The following is a 17,230-nucleotide window of genomic DNA, read 5'->3' on the forward strand; positions in this document are numbered from 1 at the left end:
CTGCCGGCGGTGCGGCAGGGATGAATTACAGTCTAAAACGGGTGCAACATTATTTCATTGCGCGTTTCAGAATACGCTCAGATTGACGCTGGAAATATTTCGCTGCGTCTTCAACAGATTTCTGACCGTAATCGATAGACTGGATGGTATCACCAAACAGAGAAACGATTTGCGGATCGTCGAAATAAGGAGAAACGGCAACGTCATGCGGCAGAGACAGCGCCAGCTTCAACCCGGCAACCGCTGGTGCATCATCTTTGATGACGCCATCAGCAGTCAACTGAGCCACAGCGGCTTTACTCAACGGTACACCACGCTCCAGACCCAGCGCCTGAGCGCCTTCTTTGCTGTTCAGCAGGAAGTTGATCAACTGAGCAGACTCTTTAGGATGCTTGGTTGACTTACCGATAGACAGCATCTGTGCAGGCTTGAAGAACAGGCCGGCGTCTTTCGCACTTGGCAGCATTGGGTAGTTACCCAATTCCAGTTTCGCTGGTGGTTGCAGGTTGTCAGAGTACTTGGTAATGGTGGAGTTCCACATGTAAGTACCAGACCATTCACCATTGATCCATGGCTTCATTTCATACATGTTGCTCTTGCCGAAAGAGGCATAGTACTTCGCATCAGGCATGACATGGCTGTCGATCAGCTTTTTATACATGCCAAAGAATTCAGCCCATTGTGCATCGGTATAGGCGAATTTCTGACCTTTTACATCAATCGCTGGAATGTTGTACTTCTGAACCATATAAGAGTTCAGCAGCGCCAGAGAATCCTGGTGTTCCAATACGATAGGGTAGTATTGGTCGCCCAGTTTTTCTTTGAACACTTTACCGGCGTTCAGCAGCTCGTCCCACGTTTTCGGATATTCCAGACCGGCTTTTTTCCAGCTTTCGGTGTTGAAATAGAACACGCGAGCAGTAACGGAAATCGGAATACCGTTCAGTTTGCCGTTGACCGTGGTGTTTTGCAGTTCTTTGGATTCGAACTGGGTCAGATCCAGAGAATCTTTAACCTTGTTCAGATCGTAAAAACCGTCGCCGTTTTTAGAGAAAATCGGCAGCCAGTTCCAGTTGGTCTGCATCACATCTGGCTCGGTATTACCGGCAATCTGCGTTGTCAGACGAGACAGGTGACCATCCCAACCTGTGTATTCCGCTTTCACGGTGATATTTGGATGCTGCTTATGGAACTCTTCAATTGCCTTGAGCGTCTGCTGGTGACGGCTGTTGCCGCCCCACCAGGACATTCTCAATTCAACCTGATCGGCTGCCAGAGACGGCATTGCCACTAACGCCAGAGATGAAGCTATTAACGTGTGTAGGATCGCTTTTTTCATCGGTTACTACTCCTGTTAAAGAGAGATATTTTTTTCTGTTTTTGCATCAAAAATATGGCATTTTTCCATGTCGAACTGGAAATATACCGGACGATGCAGTCCCTTCTCGATAATCAGCCGACCTTCGTCATAAGGAATGCGGCTGGTTAATTCAAAGCCATCGACTTTAATGTACATAAAGAATTCGTGACCCATGTTTTCTACGCGAACCAGCTCACCCTGTGAGTGGCTGCCTTCAAATGGCGTATCTGACACGGAAACATAGTCTGGGCGAACACCGAAGAATACGTCTTGTCCGATATAGCCGCGCACTTTATCTTGTTTTTCAGCATTTAACACAAGCGCGTTATTACCCACAACAACGCCAACCTGACCGTCTTTCTCGACCAGTTTGCACGGCTTAATGTTCATTTCTGGTGAGCCAATGAAGCCAGCAACGAACATGTTGACAGGGAAGTGGTACAGGTTATCCGGCGTATCGACCTGCATGATGTGACCGAGTTTCATCACGCAGATACGGTCACCCATGGTCATTGCTTCAGTCTGATCGTGGGTAACATATACGCTTGTCGCCGCTTTACCGCTTTTCTTCAACTGCTTATGCAAGTCGGAAATACGGATACGCATGGAAGCACGCAGTTTGGCATCCAGGTTAGACAACGGTTCGTCAAACAGGAACACATCTGGTTTTTTAACGATGGCGCGGCCTACGGCCACACGCTGTGCCTGACCACCAGACAGCTGGCGCGGCAGACGATCCATCAGTTCTTCCAGCTCCAGAATTTTGGCCGCTTCTGCTACCTGGGCTTCGATTTGCTCTTTAGGAATTTTGCTCAGTTTCAGACCAAACGCCAGGTTCTCTTTTACCGTCATGTGCGGGTAGAGGGCATAGTTCTGGAACACCATCGCAATCCCACGCTCTTTTGGCGCCAGATTGTTAACAACGCGCTCACCGATGCGAACTTCACCGCCGCTAATGGTTTCCAGGCCTGCCAGCATGCGCAGCGTGGTGGATTTCGCACAGCCAGACGGGCCGACGATAACCATGAACTCGCCGTCTTTAATCGTCAGGTCGATGCCGTGAACAGCTTTGAAACCGTTGGAGTATACTTTTTCCAGTTTATTGAAAATAACTTCAGCCATGATAAATCCTCTATTAACCTTTAATTCCGCTGCTGGTCACGCCTTGTACGAAGTAGCGCTGTGCCAGGAAGAAAACAATAATGGATGGCAGAATGGAGATGCTGGACATGGCCAGAATTTCATTCCACGGAGCGCCTTCAGTAACGTCGATAGACATTTTCAGCGCCAGCGCAATCGGATATTTATCCACGCTATAAACATAAATCAGCGGACCGATGAAGTCGTTCATTGACCACATGAACTGGAACAGCGCAACAGAGATGATGGCTGGTTTCAAAATCGGTACGACCACATACCACAGAACCTGGAAGGAGTTACAGCCATCGATCTGAGCGGCTTCTTCCATATCACGTGGTACACCACGCAGGAACTGGATCAGCATGAACACAAAGAACCCTTGTGTTGCAAACGCCAGCGGTAAGTACAGTGGCAGATAGCTGTTCAGCATGCCCATTTCGCGGAACATAAGGTACTGAGGAATCAACAGTACGGTGCTTGGCAGCAGCATGGTGGTGATCAGTGTCGCGAACCAGAAGCCTTTCCACGGAATATCAAAGCGAGCGAAGCCATAAGCCACAATCACTGAGGAAATAACGGTCAGAACCACTTTCGGAATCACGTACTGGAAAGTGTTAATCATGTAGTGACCGAAATTGTATTCCGTACCGGTTTTCCAACCGTTAACGAAACCGTCCCATGTGGCGTGTTCTGGCCACAGGCCCAGTGTCGTGAAGATCTCATGGTTCGGTTTGAACGAGGCTGAGAACATCCACGCCAGTGGGTAAAGCATCAGTAAACCAACGAACAGCAGTATCACGTAACGGATAACGGCACTGATTTTTTCTTTACGCAGCGTGCGGCGTACTTCTGCAGCAGCAATTTCTTGTGCTGTAGTCAGGTTTGAATGCATGTCAGCCATTTTTTCCTCCTTTATCAGCGGAGTAGAACACCCAGTATTTCGACGACTTAAAGGAGATAGACGCAAATACTGCAACAACCAAGAACAGAACCCATGCCAACGCAGCACCGTAACCCATATCGAAATACTTGAACGCCGTATCGTAGATATAGAGCGAGAACAGGTAGGTGTAGTGTGTTGGTCCACCGCCAGTGATGACGTAAGGTGCCGTAAACTCCTGGAATGCTTGGGTTGTCTGCATGATAAAGTTAAAGAAGATAACTGGTGTAATCAGCGGTACCGTTACTTTCAGGAACATTTGCCATTTGGATGCGCCGTCGATCATGGCTGCTTCATACTGTGATTGCGGAACGTTCTGCAATGCAGCCAGGAAGATAACCATCGCGGAACCGAACTGCCATACGCGCAGCAGGGTGACCGACATCAGTGCCAGAGACGGTTCGCCCAGCCAGTTGATGGCGTCAAAGCCAAACACGCCGAGGAAGCTGTTTAACAAACCATCGATGGCGAACAGTGCACGCCACAATACGGCAATTGCCACGCTGCTGCCCAGAATAGAAGGCACATAGTAAGCAGTACGGAAGAAGCCGATACCACGTAATTTGAAATTAAGTACAAACGCAATTAACAGCGCAAAGATTAATTTCAATGGAATGGTCAGAAATACATAGGCAAAGGTGACGCCCATTGATTTCCAAAAGAGATCATCCTCCAGGAACATGCGGTGATAGTTTTCTAGCCCCGTAAATTCAGGCGGATTTATCAAATCATACTCAGTAAAACTGAGGATAAATGACGAAACAAAGGGGAAAGCGGTAAAAACTATCAGCCCTATAATATAGGGGGAGATATAGGCTAACCCCAGCATTCTGTTTTCATTCATAATGCTTACCTATTTGTAATTGTGAATCATTAAAAAAAATATAAAATCAAGCCGTTAATAACTCTGGATAAATTAACTCCACGTCATAAACAATTCTATTTTCCCCGTTAACGCAAAAATCACCGTGAACATATCCACCTTGCGTCAAGAACGGTGGAATAGCGTTTAATTTGTTGCGACAAGCGGCAACGAAAGTCAGTAAAGCCAGCGGATAAGTATCATCCAGACGAACATAACGATGCTGTGCAGAGCGAACAAACAAGCCATGATGGAAGTGTTGTTCAAACAGAACGCTCGCCAACTGCGCGGCGTAATGTGCCCAGGATTCTGATTGTTTGTGATCGGCCAGTTCAATAACGGTCAACAGCAGCATTGGACTGGCGATGTGCTGAATATTTTCTTTGTTCAGCCGCGTCAGCATTGTGTTAACCAGTGCATACAGGTCTTCATCGCCGCTTAGACGATAAGCACGAACCAGCGGTAATAAATAATCGCCTTCTAATGCAAACGGTTTTAATTCTGTTCCCGCTTTGCCGTAATAGCCATCGCGTTGAAAACGGTAACCTGTCATGTCTTGACCGTTGTTCCACATTGGACGCAGCGTATTGCTAGTGACATCGTAGGCATACTGATAATAATTTTTTAACCCAGAAATCACCCAATCCAGCATTTCAGCATCAGGCTGGGTACGGAGGATATCCAGCATTGCCAGTGGGTTATCAATCAGCAGTGGGCGCATATCACGAAACAGCACATTGGCTTCACGCGCAATTTCGCCGAACTCTGGGCCAAACTGGCGTTGCGCGCGATCGCCAAACCAGGATTGTGTCTGGTTATCATCTTCCGGCACGGGCTGGCGTTGCTGTGGTGAGCTGAACTGATACACCGGCATACCGGTTTCTGGGTTGCGAGCCAGAACATATTGGCGATAAAGGTGTTTACCCCAAGCCGCGGCATGGCTATCACCCGTGTATTCTGCGTATTTGAATGCGGCGTAAATCAGATCAGTGCCAGCGTTAACAAACGTCAACCCTTTCGTTAATGGCAGAGCAGGCCACTTTGCTGGATCGACGACGTCATGACGGTTATGCAGGAACACATTAGGATCGCGTTTTTTGCTGTAATCGCCATGGCGACCTAAGTCCAATGATTCCCAGTTTTCAACGTGCGCGTTCCAGAAGCCCTGAAAGAAATTCAGCGTCTTTTCCGCATTAACACGATGCAATAGCGAATAATAAGGCAGGTGATGCTTTAATTCATGCACCTGAGCTTTAGATTCTGGGCCTTCACCGTCTAATGTATCCAGATTAATAAAGCGATGGCCGCCCCAGTAGAACAGGCCGCTATTATTATCAACAAAGTGTTCCAGAAAATATTCGCTTTGTGCGATAGCGTATTGTTGATAACTATCATCATCGGTAACGACGCTCATGGCGCACAGCGTTCTTAGCCAATTCTGCTGGCTGGCAAAATTAGAAATAGGTGCGCTATGTCCATTAGGGAATTGCCAGACTACAGGCGCATAATTTTCCACATCAAAGCCATCTGCCAATAACGGCGTAGGTTGACTCTGGCTGCGACCTTTATCCCGTACGCAAGCTATGTGGCTATCAAGTGCTGCAACCCATTCGTCGAGCTGCGATTTCCTGCTGGTGTATAAGTTTTCAAAAATACTCATGGAGTACCTTCTTATGGAACCGTGGAACAGTTCCTTATAAATAGAAACACTGTTTTGATTGATTATATTGCGCTATTAACCTTGTCGTCATGCACGCAATCTCGAAAGTGTGATCAAAGTCGGAACGTTGTTTTGATTTTTTTTAAGAAAGGATTTTGGCAGGAAAAAGAATGATGAAAAACGAAATAACAAATTGAAAAATAAATAAAAAGCACAACCGAAATTGTGCTTTTTATCGCAGATTGGCGAAATGCCGCTAAGAAAAATTACACTTAGCGAGCCAACCAGCCACCGTCAACGGCAATCGTGTAGCCATTGATGTAGTCAGATGCGCTGGATGCCAGGAAGACGGATGGACCCATCAGATCCTGCGGCAAACCCCAACGGCCAGCGGGGATACGATCCAGAATTTCTTTGCTGCGGTCTTCATCGGCGCGCAGTTGCTGGGTATTGTTGGTAGCCATGTATCCTGGAGCAATCGCGTTGACGTTGATGCCGTGTTTTGCCCATTCGTTAGCCAACAGACGGGTCACACCCATAACGGCGCTTTTTGATGCGGTGTAAGAAGGCACGCGGATACCGCCCTGGAAGGACAGCATAGAAGCGATGTTGATGATCTTGCCGCCTTTACCTTGTTTGATGAACTGGCGCGCAACGGTCTGAGACATAAAGAAAACGCTCTTAATGTTCAGGTTCATGACGTCGTCCCAGTTTTTCTCGCTGAACTCGATAGCATCTTCGCGACGAATGATACCGGCGTTGTTGACCAGAATGTCAACGTGGCCAAATTCAGCAACGGCTTTTTCTACCAGTTCGGCATGGCCAGATACATTGCTCATGTCAGCAGTCAGGCTCAGGAAACGACGTCCCAGTGCGGTGACTTTTTCGATGGTGTCTTTCGGTTCAACGATGTTGACGCCGACGATATCACAGCCTGCTTGTGCCAGACCGATAGCCATACCCTGACCCAAACCGGTATCACAACCAGTGATAAGAGCAACTTTACCTTGCAAATCAAAAGAATTTAAAATCATATCTATAATCTCTCTGTAAGCGACAATACTTAGTCGTTAGCTGTTACTGTAGGGAACGCCGGTAATTCCGGTTGAAAGCGATTAACGTAACTCGCTAACCTTGACGTGATCCATGTCATCGAAAACTTGATTTTCGCCAACCATGCCCCAGATAAAGGTGTAGCGTCTGGTGCCAACACCGGAATGAATTGACCAGCTCGGTGAAATCACCGCCTGCTCGTTTTTTATAACTATGTGACGGGTTTCCTGTGGCTGCCCCATCATGTGAAAAACGGCCGTTTCTTCATCCATATCGAAATAGAAATAGACTTCCATCCGGCGCTCATGCGTATGACAAGGCATGGTATTCCACAGGCTGCCTTCAGCCAGCTTGGTTAACCCCATTGTGAGCTGGCAGGTCGGCAATACATCAGGAACAATGTATTTGTTAATTGTGCGACGATTACAGCTGGCATCCTCTCCCACGGTTTGTGGCGATGCGTCAGCTTGGGTAATCTTGCGAGTAGGGTATGCGGTATGTGCTGGCGCACTGTTGTAGTAGAATTTGGCTGGGTTAGCCGCATCGACGCTGGTGAACTGCACATTTTTCACGCCCATACCCACATAGATGGCTTCTTCATTACCTACGTCGTAGCGTTTCCCATCGATAGTTACGATGCCCGCCCCACCAATGTTGATGGCACCGAGTTCGCGACGCTCAAGGAAATAGCTGACGCCGAGTTGCTTGCCTACTTCAGTGCCAATTGCCACAGCACTGTGTACAGGCATGATGCCACCGACGATGATCCGGTCGATGTGGCTATAGGTCATCGTGTAGGCATCGGCAGAAAAAATCTGTTCGATAAGAAATTCACGACGCAGGCCAGCGGTATCTAGCTGCTTCGCATGATCGCTGTGAATGCTTTGACGAACTTGCATTTCTTAGCCTCTCTTTCAGAGAAAAACAAAAATCAGGCGTTGTTCCTGAAACAGGAATCGTTCCTGGCGAAAGCGCCGGGCGAAACAGATGATGTTGCGTGGCAGTGACAACGTCACCTATTCCTCAACATGCCCGGTTCTTTCTTGTTATGCGGGATGATAGTTTGGATGGGATGTGAATTCAATAAAAATGAAATAATGTTTTATTTATTTCTTGAGGGCCGTCATGGTTTTGCTTATTTTATGTTTCTTCTGGTACTGATGTGGCTAAAATGTCGCAATCCATAGTCATACACTCGTTGTCGTGCACAGTTTGTTGGCGCAATAGAAGGTATGGGCAATAAAAGCGTTAGAGGAGAGATGATGATGAGAAGATACTTTATTGATGATGAAACGCCATGGGAAGAGCTGGGCGGTGGCATTAAACGTAAAATCATGACGTGGAGCGATGAGCTGATGATGGTTTACGTGCACTTTGATAAAGGTGCGATTGGTACGCCGCACTTCCATGAAATTCACGATCAGATTGCTTATGTTGCTGCTGGCAGCTTTGAAGTGGAGATCGAAGGCGATAAGCGTATCCTGAAAGCAGGCGACGCTTATCTGGCGGTGAAACCCGAAATGCATGGCGTAGTTGCGCTGGAAGACGGCAGCGTTCTGATCGATGCTTTCTCGCCTAAGCGAGCTGATTTCCTGTAATGCCTCAACGCGTGGCCGGTATTATATAGTCGGCTACGCTTTCGCAATATCCCGCGATTCCTACCGTTCTACTCTTCTACTTTGCTGCCCCTATACCAAATGCTCAGCAGTCAGTTGATTCAGTGAGTCCAGCTTATAGTCGGCCAACACCCAGCGTGCGTCAGCACGAAATTCAGTCTGTGGAATAACGATGGAGCGCATACGCGCCGCTTTGGTTGCAATCATGCCATTCACCGAATCTTCCAGCGTAACGCATTGTGCGGGAGAAACGCCGAGTCCGTGTGCTGCATTTAAATACACTTCGGGATGAGGTTTGCTATAAGGCAGTGTCTCGGCTGACATCAGTACATCAAAGTAGTGATCCAGGTTAAACATGCGCAGCACCTGCCGTTGCATGTGGAGCGGTGAAGCGGAAGCCAGTCCAATTTTAAGATCCAGCCTACGACACAGTTGCAGAGCATGTTCTACGCCGGGCAGGAGAGGTCGCTGCTCAGCAACGAGTTCGATGGCGCGATCAATAATGCGACGAACAACTTCATCTCGACCAGGTGCCGCCCAGGGAGAGCGTTGATACCAGAGTTCGACCACCATATCGATGCGTAAGCCCAGCGTATCTTTCATTGACTCTCGTAGTGAGATATCGACGCCTAGCGAAGCGATAACCTCCAGCTCTGCTTTATCCCACAGTGGTTCTGAATCAATCAGCAGGCCATCCATATCGAAAATCGCCGCTCGTATAGAAGAATCAAAGGACATACCACGGGCTCCGTCAGCAAAGAAAAGAGTGTTTAGTGATAAACTATACCCTAATAAGTCGAGTGGCAGGATAAAACACTAGCCCTTTGAACAAGGCGCGGTTCATGCAAGGGCTGAGTCATCGCCAGCACAGGTAACTTGAAGCAGAGTGGATGACAAATTGCTATTGTGGCTTATCTGGCGGTGTGGGAGATAAAGTATTGACTGCACGTAAACTTACAGTAGGCTACCCGTCGTACTAAAACGATATATTATCGATGTTGCGTCGCTAAGAAGGGGTTCTCATGACGTATCAACAGGCTGGCCGTATTGCCATGGTTAAACGCCTTGCTGGATGGATACTTTTTATCCCCGCGCTGCTTTCAACTTTCGTCTCGCTGGCTAACTATCTCTACGCCTATACCCAGAAAAAACAGGGTATCGATGCTGTACTGCTGGATTTTCTGCATTTAATGCTCGATATGGTGCGCTTTAATACGCCTTTCCTGAACATTTTTTGGTTCAACTCGCCAATTCCGGATTTTACGCGCTTTTTCAGTGCAGCGACGCTGATGTTTTTGTTGATCTACATCCTGATTTTTATTGGTCTTGCGTTGCAGGTTTCGGGTGCCCGGATGTCTCGTCAGGCGAAGGCAATTAAGGAAGGCATTGAGGATCAACTCATTCTGGAAAAAATGAAGGGAGAGGGGGGGAACACGCGTGAGACTCTGGAGTCACGTGTCATTGTTCCTACGCATACAATATTTGTGCAATTTTTCCCGCTTTATGTTCTGCCGCTCATTATCGCGGGTATTGGGTACCTGGCGTTGCGTTTATTAGGATTGCCAGTCTGAGTAACGCTCTGGCGCAGAGAGTGCGCCAGACGCTGAAACCTCTTTCCTGGCTTAGATTAAACATCCAGGCTTTGAGTAAACACCTCGCCTTAAATCAAAAGCTGCCGTTCGATGAGCTGCTGCGCTTCAACAATATGTTTGCCACCGAAAAGATTGGCGCGGTTAAGCAGATAGTAAATCTGGTAAATGGGTTGGCGCTCGATAAAGCCTTTATCCAGCGGCCATACACTCTGGTAGCCATCATAAATCTGCGCCGGTAGCGCGGGATAGCGTGGCAGCATCGCTAAATCACACTCTCTGTCCCCCCAATAGCAGGCCGGATCGAACAAATAACTACCATCCTGGCTATTTGCACAATTATCTGGCCACAGGTCGCCGTGCAAGAGTGATGGTTGGGGCTGGTGCCCAGCCAGACGTTCCTCAACGCGCGCGATCAGCGTTTCAACGTGACCAAAATGCATTCCTTTTTCTGCCGCCAGTTGTAACTGCCACCCAATACGCTGTTCGGCAAAAAAGGTCGCCCAGCGCCGCTGCCAGCTGTTTGGTTGCGGCGTTGTCGAGAGGTCATTATCAAAATCCAGCCCAAACTGCGGTTGATCGCTCCACTGGTGCAGGCGTGCTAACTGTTCGCCCAGACACCACGCGCTGTGGGCATCCAACGGTTTGACAGGCAGATATTGTAGAAGCAGGAAGCTGTGATCGCGTGAACTACCGACACCGTAGACGGCGGGTACGCGCACGGTATTACTGCGGCTCAGTAAGTGAAGCTGATCGGCTTCAGCGGTGAACTTGGCTAGCATTTCACGGCTATCGCATTTTACGAAGACGTCATGCTCGCCGTAGCGGACGTACCAGGCTGGATGTATTTCACCGCCGGACAATTCGCGATGTTCCTGAATCTCCGCAGCACCGTGATGCTCTTCCAAAAGTCGGCTGATAGCTTGCCACATAAGGTCATCCTCCCGTTGATGTTGCCGATACCCTGCTGTTCACTGGGGTGATTCGTTTACGGTAACCCATTGAGCGCAATAAAAATGGAATCTATACCTCAAATAATTCGGGTGAGTGAACGCAGCCAACACACATGCAGCTTGACGTATTACAGGTATACAGCACAGTGATAACCGATAGGTAGAGATGCGAGAGACAAGTATAGTCGGAATTAAAAATAACGACGTTAGGATGACGGACAATCCGTTAGATAATGGCGTAACCGGCAGTTGCGTTCCGGTTACGCCAGGTTGGGGCAGAGAAGCAAAGCACTACAGCGCATTAGTGACAATCTGGGATGCTGCCTGACGGCGTAGTTTGAGCTGGTGGTAAGTTAGGGCTAATGTGAAGAACAGCGCTTGAACGATGACGATGCAAGGACCGGTCGCTCCATCGATGTAAAAACTGATCAGGGTGCCAGCAATACAGGAAATGACGGAAACCAGTGTGGCAACAAGAACCATATAATCGAAGCGCTTGCAGACCATAAAAGCAATGATTCCAGGCGCAATCAGCATCGCGATCACCAAAATAACGCCGACGGCCTGTAATGATGCGACGATGGTCATTGCCAGCAGGCTCAGTAATCCGTAGTGCAGTAGCTTAACGGGTAGGCCAATGACGCGGGCATGATTGGGATCGAAGCAGTACAGCATGAAATCTCGCCGTTTTAACAAGATGACGGCCAATGTCACCCCTGCAATCAGTAATATTTGCGTCAGTTCTTGCTGAGTGATGCCTAGCACGTTACCAAACAAAATATGGTTCAGGTGCTGATCGGTATCGATACGCGCAAACATGACGAGCCCCAGCGCAAACATGCCGGAAAAAATGATCCCCATTACCGTATCTTCTTTGACTCGGCTGTGCTCTTTTACATATCCCGTCGCTATCGCACAGAAAATACCGGAAACAAAAGCGCCGATGACCAGCGGAATCCCCAGTAGAAACGCGACAACGATACCAGGCAACACGGCGTGCGAAATGGCATCACCCATTAGCGACCAGCCTTTCAACACCAGATAGCAGGATAATACTGCGCAAACCGTACCCGTGACGACGGCGGCGAGTAATGCTCGCTGCATGAACGGATAAGAGAGGGGGTCGGTTAGCCAGCTAATTAGCATCATAAAGCATCTCCTGATTGATCGCGTAATCGCAGACGGCGTGATGCCAGCAACCCATGCTTGGGAGCAAAGACAAACGCCAACAGGAAGACAACGGTTTGCAACGTGACAATCACACCGCCCGTCGCGCCATCAAGGAAAAAGCTCAAATAGGCTCCCACCGCACTGGTTAGTGCGCCGAGCACAATGGAAATCACAACCAGACGACCAAACCGGTCGGTAAGCAGGTAAGCCGTGGCCCCCGGCGTAATCACCATCGCGATAACCAAAATCGCGCCGACGGTTTGCAATGCGGCGACAGTACAGGCGCTTAGCAGCGTAAAAAAGAGGATTTTCAGCTTCAGCGGAGAAAGGCCAATCGAACGCGCATGGTTCTCATCAAAAAACACGGCCAGTAAATCCTTCCACAGTAAACAGAGAATCACGAACGTCACGCCAATGATGATCTCAACTTGCAGAATATCTTCGTCGGCAATCCCCAAAATATTACCGAAAATGATGGATTGCACGTTAACGGATGTTGGATTGAGGGAAATAATCAGCAGACCGACAGCGAAAAACGTTGAGAAAATAAAGCCGATAATCGCATCTTCGCGCAATCGGGTAATGTGACGAATCAGGGTCATCGCCAGCGCGGCTAGCATACCAGTAAAAAATGCGCCGGCAGCGTAGGGCAGGCCCAAGGCATAGGCACCTGCGACGCCGGGGACGACGGAATGTGAGAGTGCATCCCCCATCAGCGACCAACCTTTCAGCATCAGGTACGCCGAAAGAAAAGCGCACACGCCACCGACAATGGCGCTGACCCAGATCGCTTTGACCATGTAGTTATAGCTGAATGGCTGTAGCAGGATATCGATCATCAGGGCTTTTTCTCCTCCGGTATCGTGCGTGATGCAGGAGGGTCACTTTTAGTCGAACCATAGAACACTGCCGGACGTTCATCGTCAGTCAATACGGTCACTGAGCGAACGTCATCGTCATCGTGAAGATGAGATCCCCCGAGGTTGATATGCCGCAGGACGCCCCCGAACGTTTTCTCCAAATTACTTTGGGTAAAGGTGCTGTGCGTCGGTCCAGCGGCTAGCACAGTGCGATTGACCAAAATAACATTGTCGCAAAATTCTGGAACGCTGCCGAGGTTATGGGTTGCCACCAGAATCAAATGTCCTTCATCGCGCAGAGTGCGAAGTAGCTCGATGATGGCATTCTCCGTTTTGACGTCTACCCCCGTAAAAGGCTCATCCAGCAGTAAAACACTGCCTTGTTGAGCCAGCGCACGGGCCAGAAAGACCCGTTTTTTCTGGCCGCCGGACAACTCCCCAATTTGGCGATGTTGCAGCGTCGACAGCCCGACGCGCTCCAATGACTCTGCTACAATGGCGCGATCTTGTTTACTGGGTATACGTAGGAAATTCATCCGTCCGTAGCGTCCCATCATGACCACGTCGGCAACCAGAACGGGAAAATTCCAGTCGACGTCTTCTGTTTGCGGAACGTAGGCCACCAGATTTTGTTTCAGCGCCTGGTAGATGGGCTGCTGATTGAGCAGAACCTGTCCTGAGGTTGGCTTGACTAATCCCATGATACTTTTGAACAACGTGGATTTCCCACTGCCATTTACGCCGACTAAGGCGCAAATCGTACCGCCTGTCAGAGAAAAAGAGGCGTGGCGAATAGCCTGATGCCCGTTGCTGTAAGTAACCGAAACATCATTGACTTCTAATGATTGTCCTGCTCGATCACCACTCATTGATTAAATCCTTTCGCGATGGTTTCCACCGTCACTTGTAACAGGTCGATGTAAGTTGGCACAGGACCTTTTTCTGTCGACAGTGAATCAACATACAGCACGCCGCCATATTTCGCGCCCGTTTCTTTGCTGACCTGTTTTGCTGGCTTATCGGAAATGGTGCTTTCACTGAACACAACAGGAATCGCCTTTTCACGTACGGTATCAATCACCCGGCGCACCTGTTGTGGTGAACCTTGTTCATCAGCGTTGATTGGCCAGAGATAGACTTCACTAAATTGATAATCTTTCGCCAAATAGCTGAATGCGCCTTCGCTGGTGACTAACCACCGCTGCTGCTCAGGGATACGGGAGAGGCGTTCACGCAGTGGTGCATCGAGAGCCTTAATTTTTTCAGCATAGGCCTTGGCGTTACGGTTATATGTCTCCGCATTGGCAGGATCGGCTTGAACCAGACCTTTGCGGATATTCTCAATATAGATTAACGCATTGGAAGGGGACATCCAGGCATGCGGATTTGGATTGCCATTATAGGCACCCTCGCGAATAGGGAGGGGAGTGATACCTTCCGTCACTACGACGGCGGGCACGTTTTTTACATTTTCGAAAAAGCGCGTGAACCAGCGCTCAAGGTTCATACCATTCCACAGCACCAACTGTGCAGACTGTGTTTTAACAATATCGCGTGGCGTCGGTTGATAATCATGAATCTCTGCACCCGGTTTGGTGATGGATTCGACGGTTGCGGCATCACCTGCTATGTTTTGTGCGATATCCTGAATAATGGTAAAGGTAGTGATTACTTTTAGTTTTTCAGCCGCCTGCGCGGATGTGCTGGCTAAAAGCAGTAAGGCGCACGGTAGCGCAATGCGGCGGAACAAGGCAGATAAAGGGGCGTGAAAACCAATCATGCAGATATCCTTACAAACCGTGAAAATATTATTTGAGAATAATTATCAATATCATTTAAGTCAAGGGGCAAAAAAGCGCGGAGGGTTAGTAATCGAGGGGGGCTCATGAGACAAGCAATCGCTGTTCGCTGGCTTGTCGTATGTACTTGTGCAGATAAGGAACGCATTATGCTCCTTTTGTAACAAAACTGTTGCTTTAATTTAATGAATCGTACTTAAGGTTACAATGAAAGTCTAACGGTAACGAGGGCGAACTGTCGTGTGGCTATACATAGATATACACATGGTTAAATTTACGCCAGAAAAAGGGAAAAATCTGAAGTAACCTTAAAAATATCGTGGTGGCTGCCGATAAACCATAAAGAATGTGAAAGATGTCTCTATTTTTATATGAAAGGACTGTGAATGGTATGAGCACAAAATCAGAGCGACGCTGGAAATTGGCGAGTGTATTTTTATTGACTTTCCTGGTGGCATTATTAGTTCTGCTGGTTCAAACAAGTTAATTTCTGGTACAACGAGAAGCTAGATAATATCTATTATGTAATGAATTAATGCAAAGGATATAGATAGCATAAAAATGATAATTGATTTTAAACATTGATATAAGCGTAACTGATGTGGGTCACGCTTCTCGTTAATGTTCAATCTCTCTTGATGGTAGAAGGCTAATTATAGCTTTTTGTTATGACTGTTGGTCCGCTGTGCCAGAAATGCGACATTTGTCGCGTATTTTGTGCGTAATAAAATCTGAAATGTACTTATTGTGTAATGTCAGAACTGGCTTGTTAATATAGGCGTCAATGTGCGCTATCGTGTATTAATGAATCAGTGATGATGTGAATTTGTGCGGCGTGTCCATGACTGGTAAAAAAGGCCTTGCCATCGTTTGCATAGTGTGTAATAACGCTTCTGGGTAAAACGAGGTACAGTTCTGTATATGAATGGCATTTTCAGTAAAGAAGACTTAGGTACAACCTTTAGCGTTGCATGCTACTTCTCTGCCGATCCTTATCTTAGTGCCTCAAGCAGTAACGACTTTGGTTTGTCTGTATAACGCCTTTTGGGCGGTTTAAACAATTAAAGGAAATATTAGAAATGGCAAAGATTAAAGGTCAGGTTAAGTGGTTCAACGAGTCTAAAGGCTTTGGTTTCATCACTCCTGCTGACGGCAGCAAAGATGTATTCGTACACTTCTCTGCAATTCAAGGCAACGGCTTCAAAACTCTGGCTGAAGGCCAGAACGTAGAGTTCGAAATTCAGGATGGCCAGAAAGGTCCTTCTGCAGTAAACGTCACTGCGCTGTAATTTTACAGCTCTGTTGCAAAACCCGCCATGGTGCGGGTTTTTTGTTGTCTGCGTTTTATCTGCACCTGTAATGCAATGAAGACGTGTTTAATGAGGAAAATGTGCCGATGAGTTATCAGTGTCCGCTATGCCAGTTACCTCTGGAGCGACACCCGCGGCAATGGACGTGTGGTAAACATAGCTTTGACTGTGCGAAAGAAGGGTACGTTAACCTGTTGCCAGTACAGTTTAAGCGCTCAAAACAGCCCGGTGATAGTGCTGAAATGATGCAAGCCAGGCGCAGTTTTCTGGAAGCCGGTCACTATCAACCGCTACGCGATGCTGTTGCACAGCATATTGATAATCTTGTGCCGGATGACGCGTCAGCACTGCTGGATATCGGCTGTGGCGAAGGGTATTACACCGCAGAATTGGCCCATCGTCTCATATCGCGCAAGGAGATGGCGATATACGGACTGGATGTTTCCAAAGCAGCGATTCAACGTGCGGCAAAGCGGTATGATCACGTTGAGTTTTGCGTTGCATCCAGCCAGCGGCTACCTTTTCGCGACGCATCCCTTGATGCTGTGGTGAAAATCTATGCGCCATGCAATGACGCCGAATTACGGCGTACGGTTAAGATTGGTGGCTGGGTGGTGACGGTGTCTCCAGGGCCGCGGCATCTTTATCAGTTAAAGGCGGAAGTCTACGATGAGGTGCTATTGCATCCAAGCAAAGATGAAGTGCTCGCGGGCTTTCAACTTATAGATCAGCAAACGCTGGCGTATCCGATGCAGTTATCCGGAAACGAGGCATCTGCATTATTGCAAATGACGCCTTTTGCCTGGCGAGCCACGCCTGACGTGAGCGAACGGTTGCAGGCAACTATGCAGTTTAGTTGTGAAACGGATTTTATTATCCGTTTGCATCAGCGCGTTGAGATCGATGCTGGCATGTGAC

General features: G+C 48.2%; 18 protein-coding genes. 5 read left to right on the plus strand and 13 right to left on the minus strand.

Annotation, left to right across the window (positions count from 1 at the left end; all coding sequences use genetic code 11):
* Positions 1–49 precede the first annotated feature (49 nt).
* From E2566_RS10085 to kduI, 7 genes are all read right to left on the minus strand, one after another.
* Positions 50–1,339 carry an ABC transporter substrate-binding protein gene (locus E2566_RS10085; protein ID WP_107170596.1) on the minus strand — a complete coding sequence of 430 codons (1,290 nt, stop codon included), beginning with the start codon at positions 1,337–1,339 and terminating at the stop codon, positions 50–52.
* Positions 1,340–1,354: 15 nt separating this feature from the next.
* Positions 1,355–2,482: an ABC transporter ATP-binding protein gene (locus tag E2566_RS10090; protein ID WP_107170595.1), complete on the minus strand. Its 1,128-nt coding sequence runs from the start codon at positions 2,480–2,482 to the stop codon at positions 1,355–1,357.
* Positions 2,483–2,495: 13 nt separating this feature from the next.
* Positions 2,496–3,401: a carbohydrate ABC transporter permease gene (locus E2566_RS10095; RefSeq protein ID WP_015840146.1), complete on the minus strand. Its 906-nt coding sequence runs from the start codon at positions 3,399–3,401 to the stop codon at positions 2,496–2,498.
* Complete coding sequence (locus E2566_RS10100) at positions 3,394–4,284, minus strand: carbohydrate ABC transporter permease (RefSeq protein ID WP_005968854.1); 891 nt, start codon at positions 4,282–4,284, stop codon at positions 3,394–3,396. Before E2566_RS10100 ends, E2566_RS10095 begins: the two co-directional genes overlap by 8 nt.
* A gap of 46 nt (positions 4,285–4,330) precedes the next feature.
* On the minus strand, positions 4,331–5,962 hold the full coding sequence (pelW, locus tag E2566_RS10105; RefSeq protein ID WP_107170594.1) for a pectate disaccharide-lyase PelW: 1,632 nt from the start codon (positions 5,960–5,962) through the stop codon (positions 4,331–4,333).
* Positions 5,963–6,234: 272 nt separating this feature from the next.
* Positions 6,235–6,996: a 2-dehydro-3-deoxy-D-gluconate 5-dehydrogenase KduD gene (kduD, locus tag E2566_RS10110; RefSeq protein WP_005968850.1), complete on the minus strand. Its 762-nt coding sequence runs from the start codon at positions 6,994–6,996 to the stop codon at positions 6,235–6,237.
* A gap of 81 nt (positions 6,997–7,077) precedes the next feature.
* Positions 7,078–7,914 (minus strand): 5-dehydro-4-deoxy-D-glucuronate isomerase, encoded by an 837-nt coding sequence (gene kduI, locus E2566_RS10115; RefSeq protein WP_107170593.1) that lies wholly within the window; start codon positions 7,912–7,914, stop codon positions 7,078–7,080.
* Between the two features lie 366 nt (positions 7,915–8,280).
* On the opposite strand from kduI, the gene E2566_RS10120 reads away from it, so the two are divergent.
* Positions 8,281–8,613: a cupin domain-containing protein gene (locus E2566_RS10120; RefSeq protein ID WP_005968848.1), complete on the plus strand. Its 333-nt coding sequence runs from the start codon at positions 8,281–8,283 to the stop codon at positions 8,611–8,613.
* Positions 8,614–8,703: 90 nt separating this feature from the next.
* Here the strand turns inward: E2566_RS10120 and hxpB are convergent, their stop codons facing one another.
* Complete coding sequence (gene hxpB / locus E2566_RS10125; RefSeq protein ID WP_107170592.1) at positions 8,704–9,369, minus strand: hexitol phosphatase HxpB; 666 nt, start codon at positions 9,367–9,369, stop codon at positions 8,704–8,706.
* 284 nt (positions 9,370–9,653) lie between these two features.
* Between hxpB and E2566_RS10130 the strand changes: the two genes are divergently transcribed.
* Entirely contained in the window at positions 9,654–10,202 is a 549-nt protein-coding gene (locus tag E2566_RS10130; protein WP_107170591.1) for a YniB family protein, read from the plus strand.
* An 89-nt stretch (positions 10,203–10,291) separates the two neighbouring features.
* On the opposite strand, the gene E2566_RS10135 is transcribed toward E2566_RS10130, so the two are convergent.
* From E2566_RS10135 to E2566_RS10155, 5 genes are all read right to left on the minus strand, one after another.
* On the minus strand, positions 10,292–11,152 hold the full coding sequence (locus E2566_RS10135) for a fructosamine kinase family protein (RefSeq protein ID WP_107170590.1): 861 nt from the start codon (positions 11,150–11,152) through the stop codon (positions 10,292–10,294).
* 312 nt (positions 11,153–11,464) lie between these two features.
* Positions 11,465–12,322 (minus strand): metal ABC transporter permease, encoded by an 858-nt coding sequence (locus E2566_RS10140; protein ID WP_107170589.1) that lies wholly within the window; start codon positions 12,320–12,322, stop codon positions 11,465–11,467.
* Positions 12,319–13,182: a metal ABC transporter permease gene (locus E2566_RS10145; protein ID WP_107170588.1), complete on the minus strand. Its 864-nt coding sequence runs from the start codon at positions 13,180–13,182 to the stop codon at positions 12,319–12,321. Before E2566_RS10145 ends, E2566_RS10140 begins: the two co-directional genes overlap by 4 nt.
* A complete protein-coding gene (locus tag E2566_RS10150; protein WP_107170587.1) occupies positions 13,182–14,072 on the minus strand; it encodes a manganese/iron ABC transporter ATP-binding protein in 891 nt (296 codons plus the stop codon). Before E2566_RS10150 ends, E2566_RS10145 begins: the two co-directional genes overlap by 1 nt.
* The gene (locus tag E2566_RS10155; RefSeq protein ID WP_107170586.1) at positions 14,069–14,983 is read right to left on the minus strand and encodes a metal ABC transporter substrate-binding protein; all 915 of its coding nucleotides are present in this window, start codon (positions 14,981–14,983) and stop codon (positions 14,069–14,071) included. Before E2566_RS10155 ends, E2566_RS10150 begins: the two co-directional genes overlap by 4 nt.
* Before the next feature lie 940 nt (positions 14,984–15,923).
* Between E2566_RS10155 and E2566_RS10160 the strand changes: the two genes are divergently transcribed.
* The 3 genes from E2566_RS10160 (at position 15,924) to rlmA (ending at position 17,229) form a co-directional block, all read left to right on the plus strand.
* Positions 15,924–16,040 carry a DUF2627 domain-containing protein gene (locus E2566_RS10160; protein ID WP_015730422.1) on the plus strand — a complete coding sequence of 39 codons (117 nt, stop codon included), beginning with the start codon at positions 15,924–15,926 and terminating at the stop codon, positions 16,038–16,040.
* Between the two features lie 41 nt (positions 16,041–16,081).
* Complete coding sequence (gene cspE, locus E2566_RS10165) at positions 16,082–16,291, plus strand: transcription antiterminator/RNA stability regulator CspE (protein ID WP_005968829.1); 210 nt, start codon at positions 16,082–16,084, stop codon at positions 16,289–16,291.
* A gap of 107 nt (positions 16,292–16,398) precedes the next feature.
* Positions 16,399–17,229: a 23S rRNA (guanine(745)-N(1))-methyltransferase gene (rlmA, locus tag E2566_RS10170; protein ID WP_107170585.1), complete on the plus strand. Its 831-nt coding sequence runs from the start codon at positions 16,399–16,401 to the stop codon at positions 17,227–17,229.
* The last annotated feature ends 1 nt before the right edge of the window (position 17,230 follow it).

The organism is Pectobacterium punjabense (genome assembly GCF_012427845.1).
Classification (GTDB): domain Bacteria; phylum Pseudomonadota; class Gammaproteobacteria; order Enterobacterales; family Enterobacteriaceae; genus Pectobacterium; species Pectobacterium punjabense.

Bases quoted from the DNA above. Each gene is read 5' to 3' on its own strand.
- E2566_RS10085 (WP_107170596.1), bottom strand. From the start codon at position 1,339: ATGAAAAAAGCGATCCTACACACGTTAATAGCTTCATCTCTGGCGTTA.
- E2566_RS10090 (WP_107170595.1), bottom strand. From the start codon at position 2,482: ATGGCTGAAGTTATTTTCAATAAACTGGAAAAAGTATACTCCAACGGT.
- E2566_RS10095 (WP_015840146.1), bottom strand. From the start codon at position 3,401: ATGGCTGACATGCATTCAAACCTGACTACAGCACAAGAAATTGCTGCT.
- E2566_RS10100 (WP_005968854.1), bottom strand. From the start codon at position 4,284: ATGAATGAAAACAGAATGCTGGGGTTAGCCTATATCTCCCCCTATATT.
- pelW (WP_107170594.1), bottom strand. From the start codon at position 5,962: ATGAGTATTTTTGAAAACTTATACACCAGCAGGAAATCGCAGCTCGAC.
- kduD (WP_005968850.1), bottom strand. From the start codon at position 6,996: ATGATTTTAAATTCTTTTGATTTGCAAGGTAAAGTTGCTCTTATCACT.
- kduI (WP_107170593.1), bottom strand. From the start codon at position 7,914: ATGCAAGTTCGTCAAAGCATTCACAGCGATCATGCGAAGCAGCTAGAT.
- E2566_RS10120 (WP_005968848.1), top strand. From the start codon at position 8,281: ATGAGAAGATACTTTATTGATGATGAAACGCCATGGGAAGAGCTGGGC.
- hxpB (WP_107170592.1), bottom strand. From the start codon at position 9,369: ATGTCCTTTGATTCTTCTATACGAGCGGCGATTTTCGATATGGATGGC.
- E2566_RS10130 (WP_107170591.1), top strand. From the start codon at position 9,654: ATGACGTATCAACAGGCTGGCCGTATTGCCATGGTTAAACGCCTTGCT.
- E2566_RS10135 (WP_107170590.1), bottom strand. From the start codon at position 11,152: ATGTGGCAAGCTATCAGCCGACTTTTGGAAGAGCATCACGGTGCTGCG.
- E2566_RS10140 (WP_107170589.1), bottom strand. From the start codon at position 12,322: ATGATGCTAATTAGCTGGCTAACCGACCCCCTCTCTTATCCGTTCATG.
- E2566_RS10145 (WP_107170588.1), bottom strand. From the start codon at position 13,182: ATGATCGATATCCTGCTACAGCCATTCAGCTATAACTACATGGTCAAA.
- E2566_RS10150 (WP_107170587.1), bottom strand. From the start codon at position 14,072: ATGAGTGGTGATCGAGCAGGACAATCATTAGAAGTCAATGATGTTTCG.
- E2566_RS10155 (WP_107170586.1), bottom strand. From the start codon at position 14,983: ATGATTGGTTTTCACGCCCCTTTATCTGCCTTGTTCCGCCGCATTGCG.
- E2566_RS10160 (WP_015730422.1), top strand. From the start codon at position 15,924: ATGAATGGCATTTTCAGTAAAGAAGACTTAGGTACAACCTTTAGCGTT.
- cspE (WP_005968829.1), top strand. From the start codon at position 16,082: ATGGCAAAGATTAAAGGTCAGGTTAAGTGGTTCAACGAGTCTAAAGGC.
- rlmA (WP_107170585.1), top strand. From the start codon at position 16,399: ATGAGTTATCAGTGTCCGCTATGCCAGTTACCTCTGGAGCGACACCCG.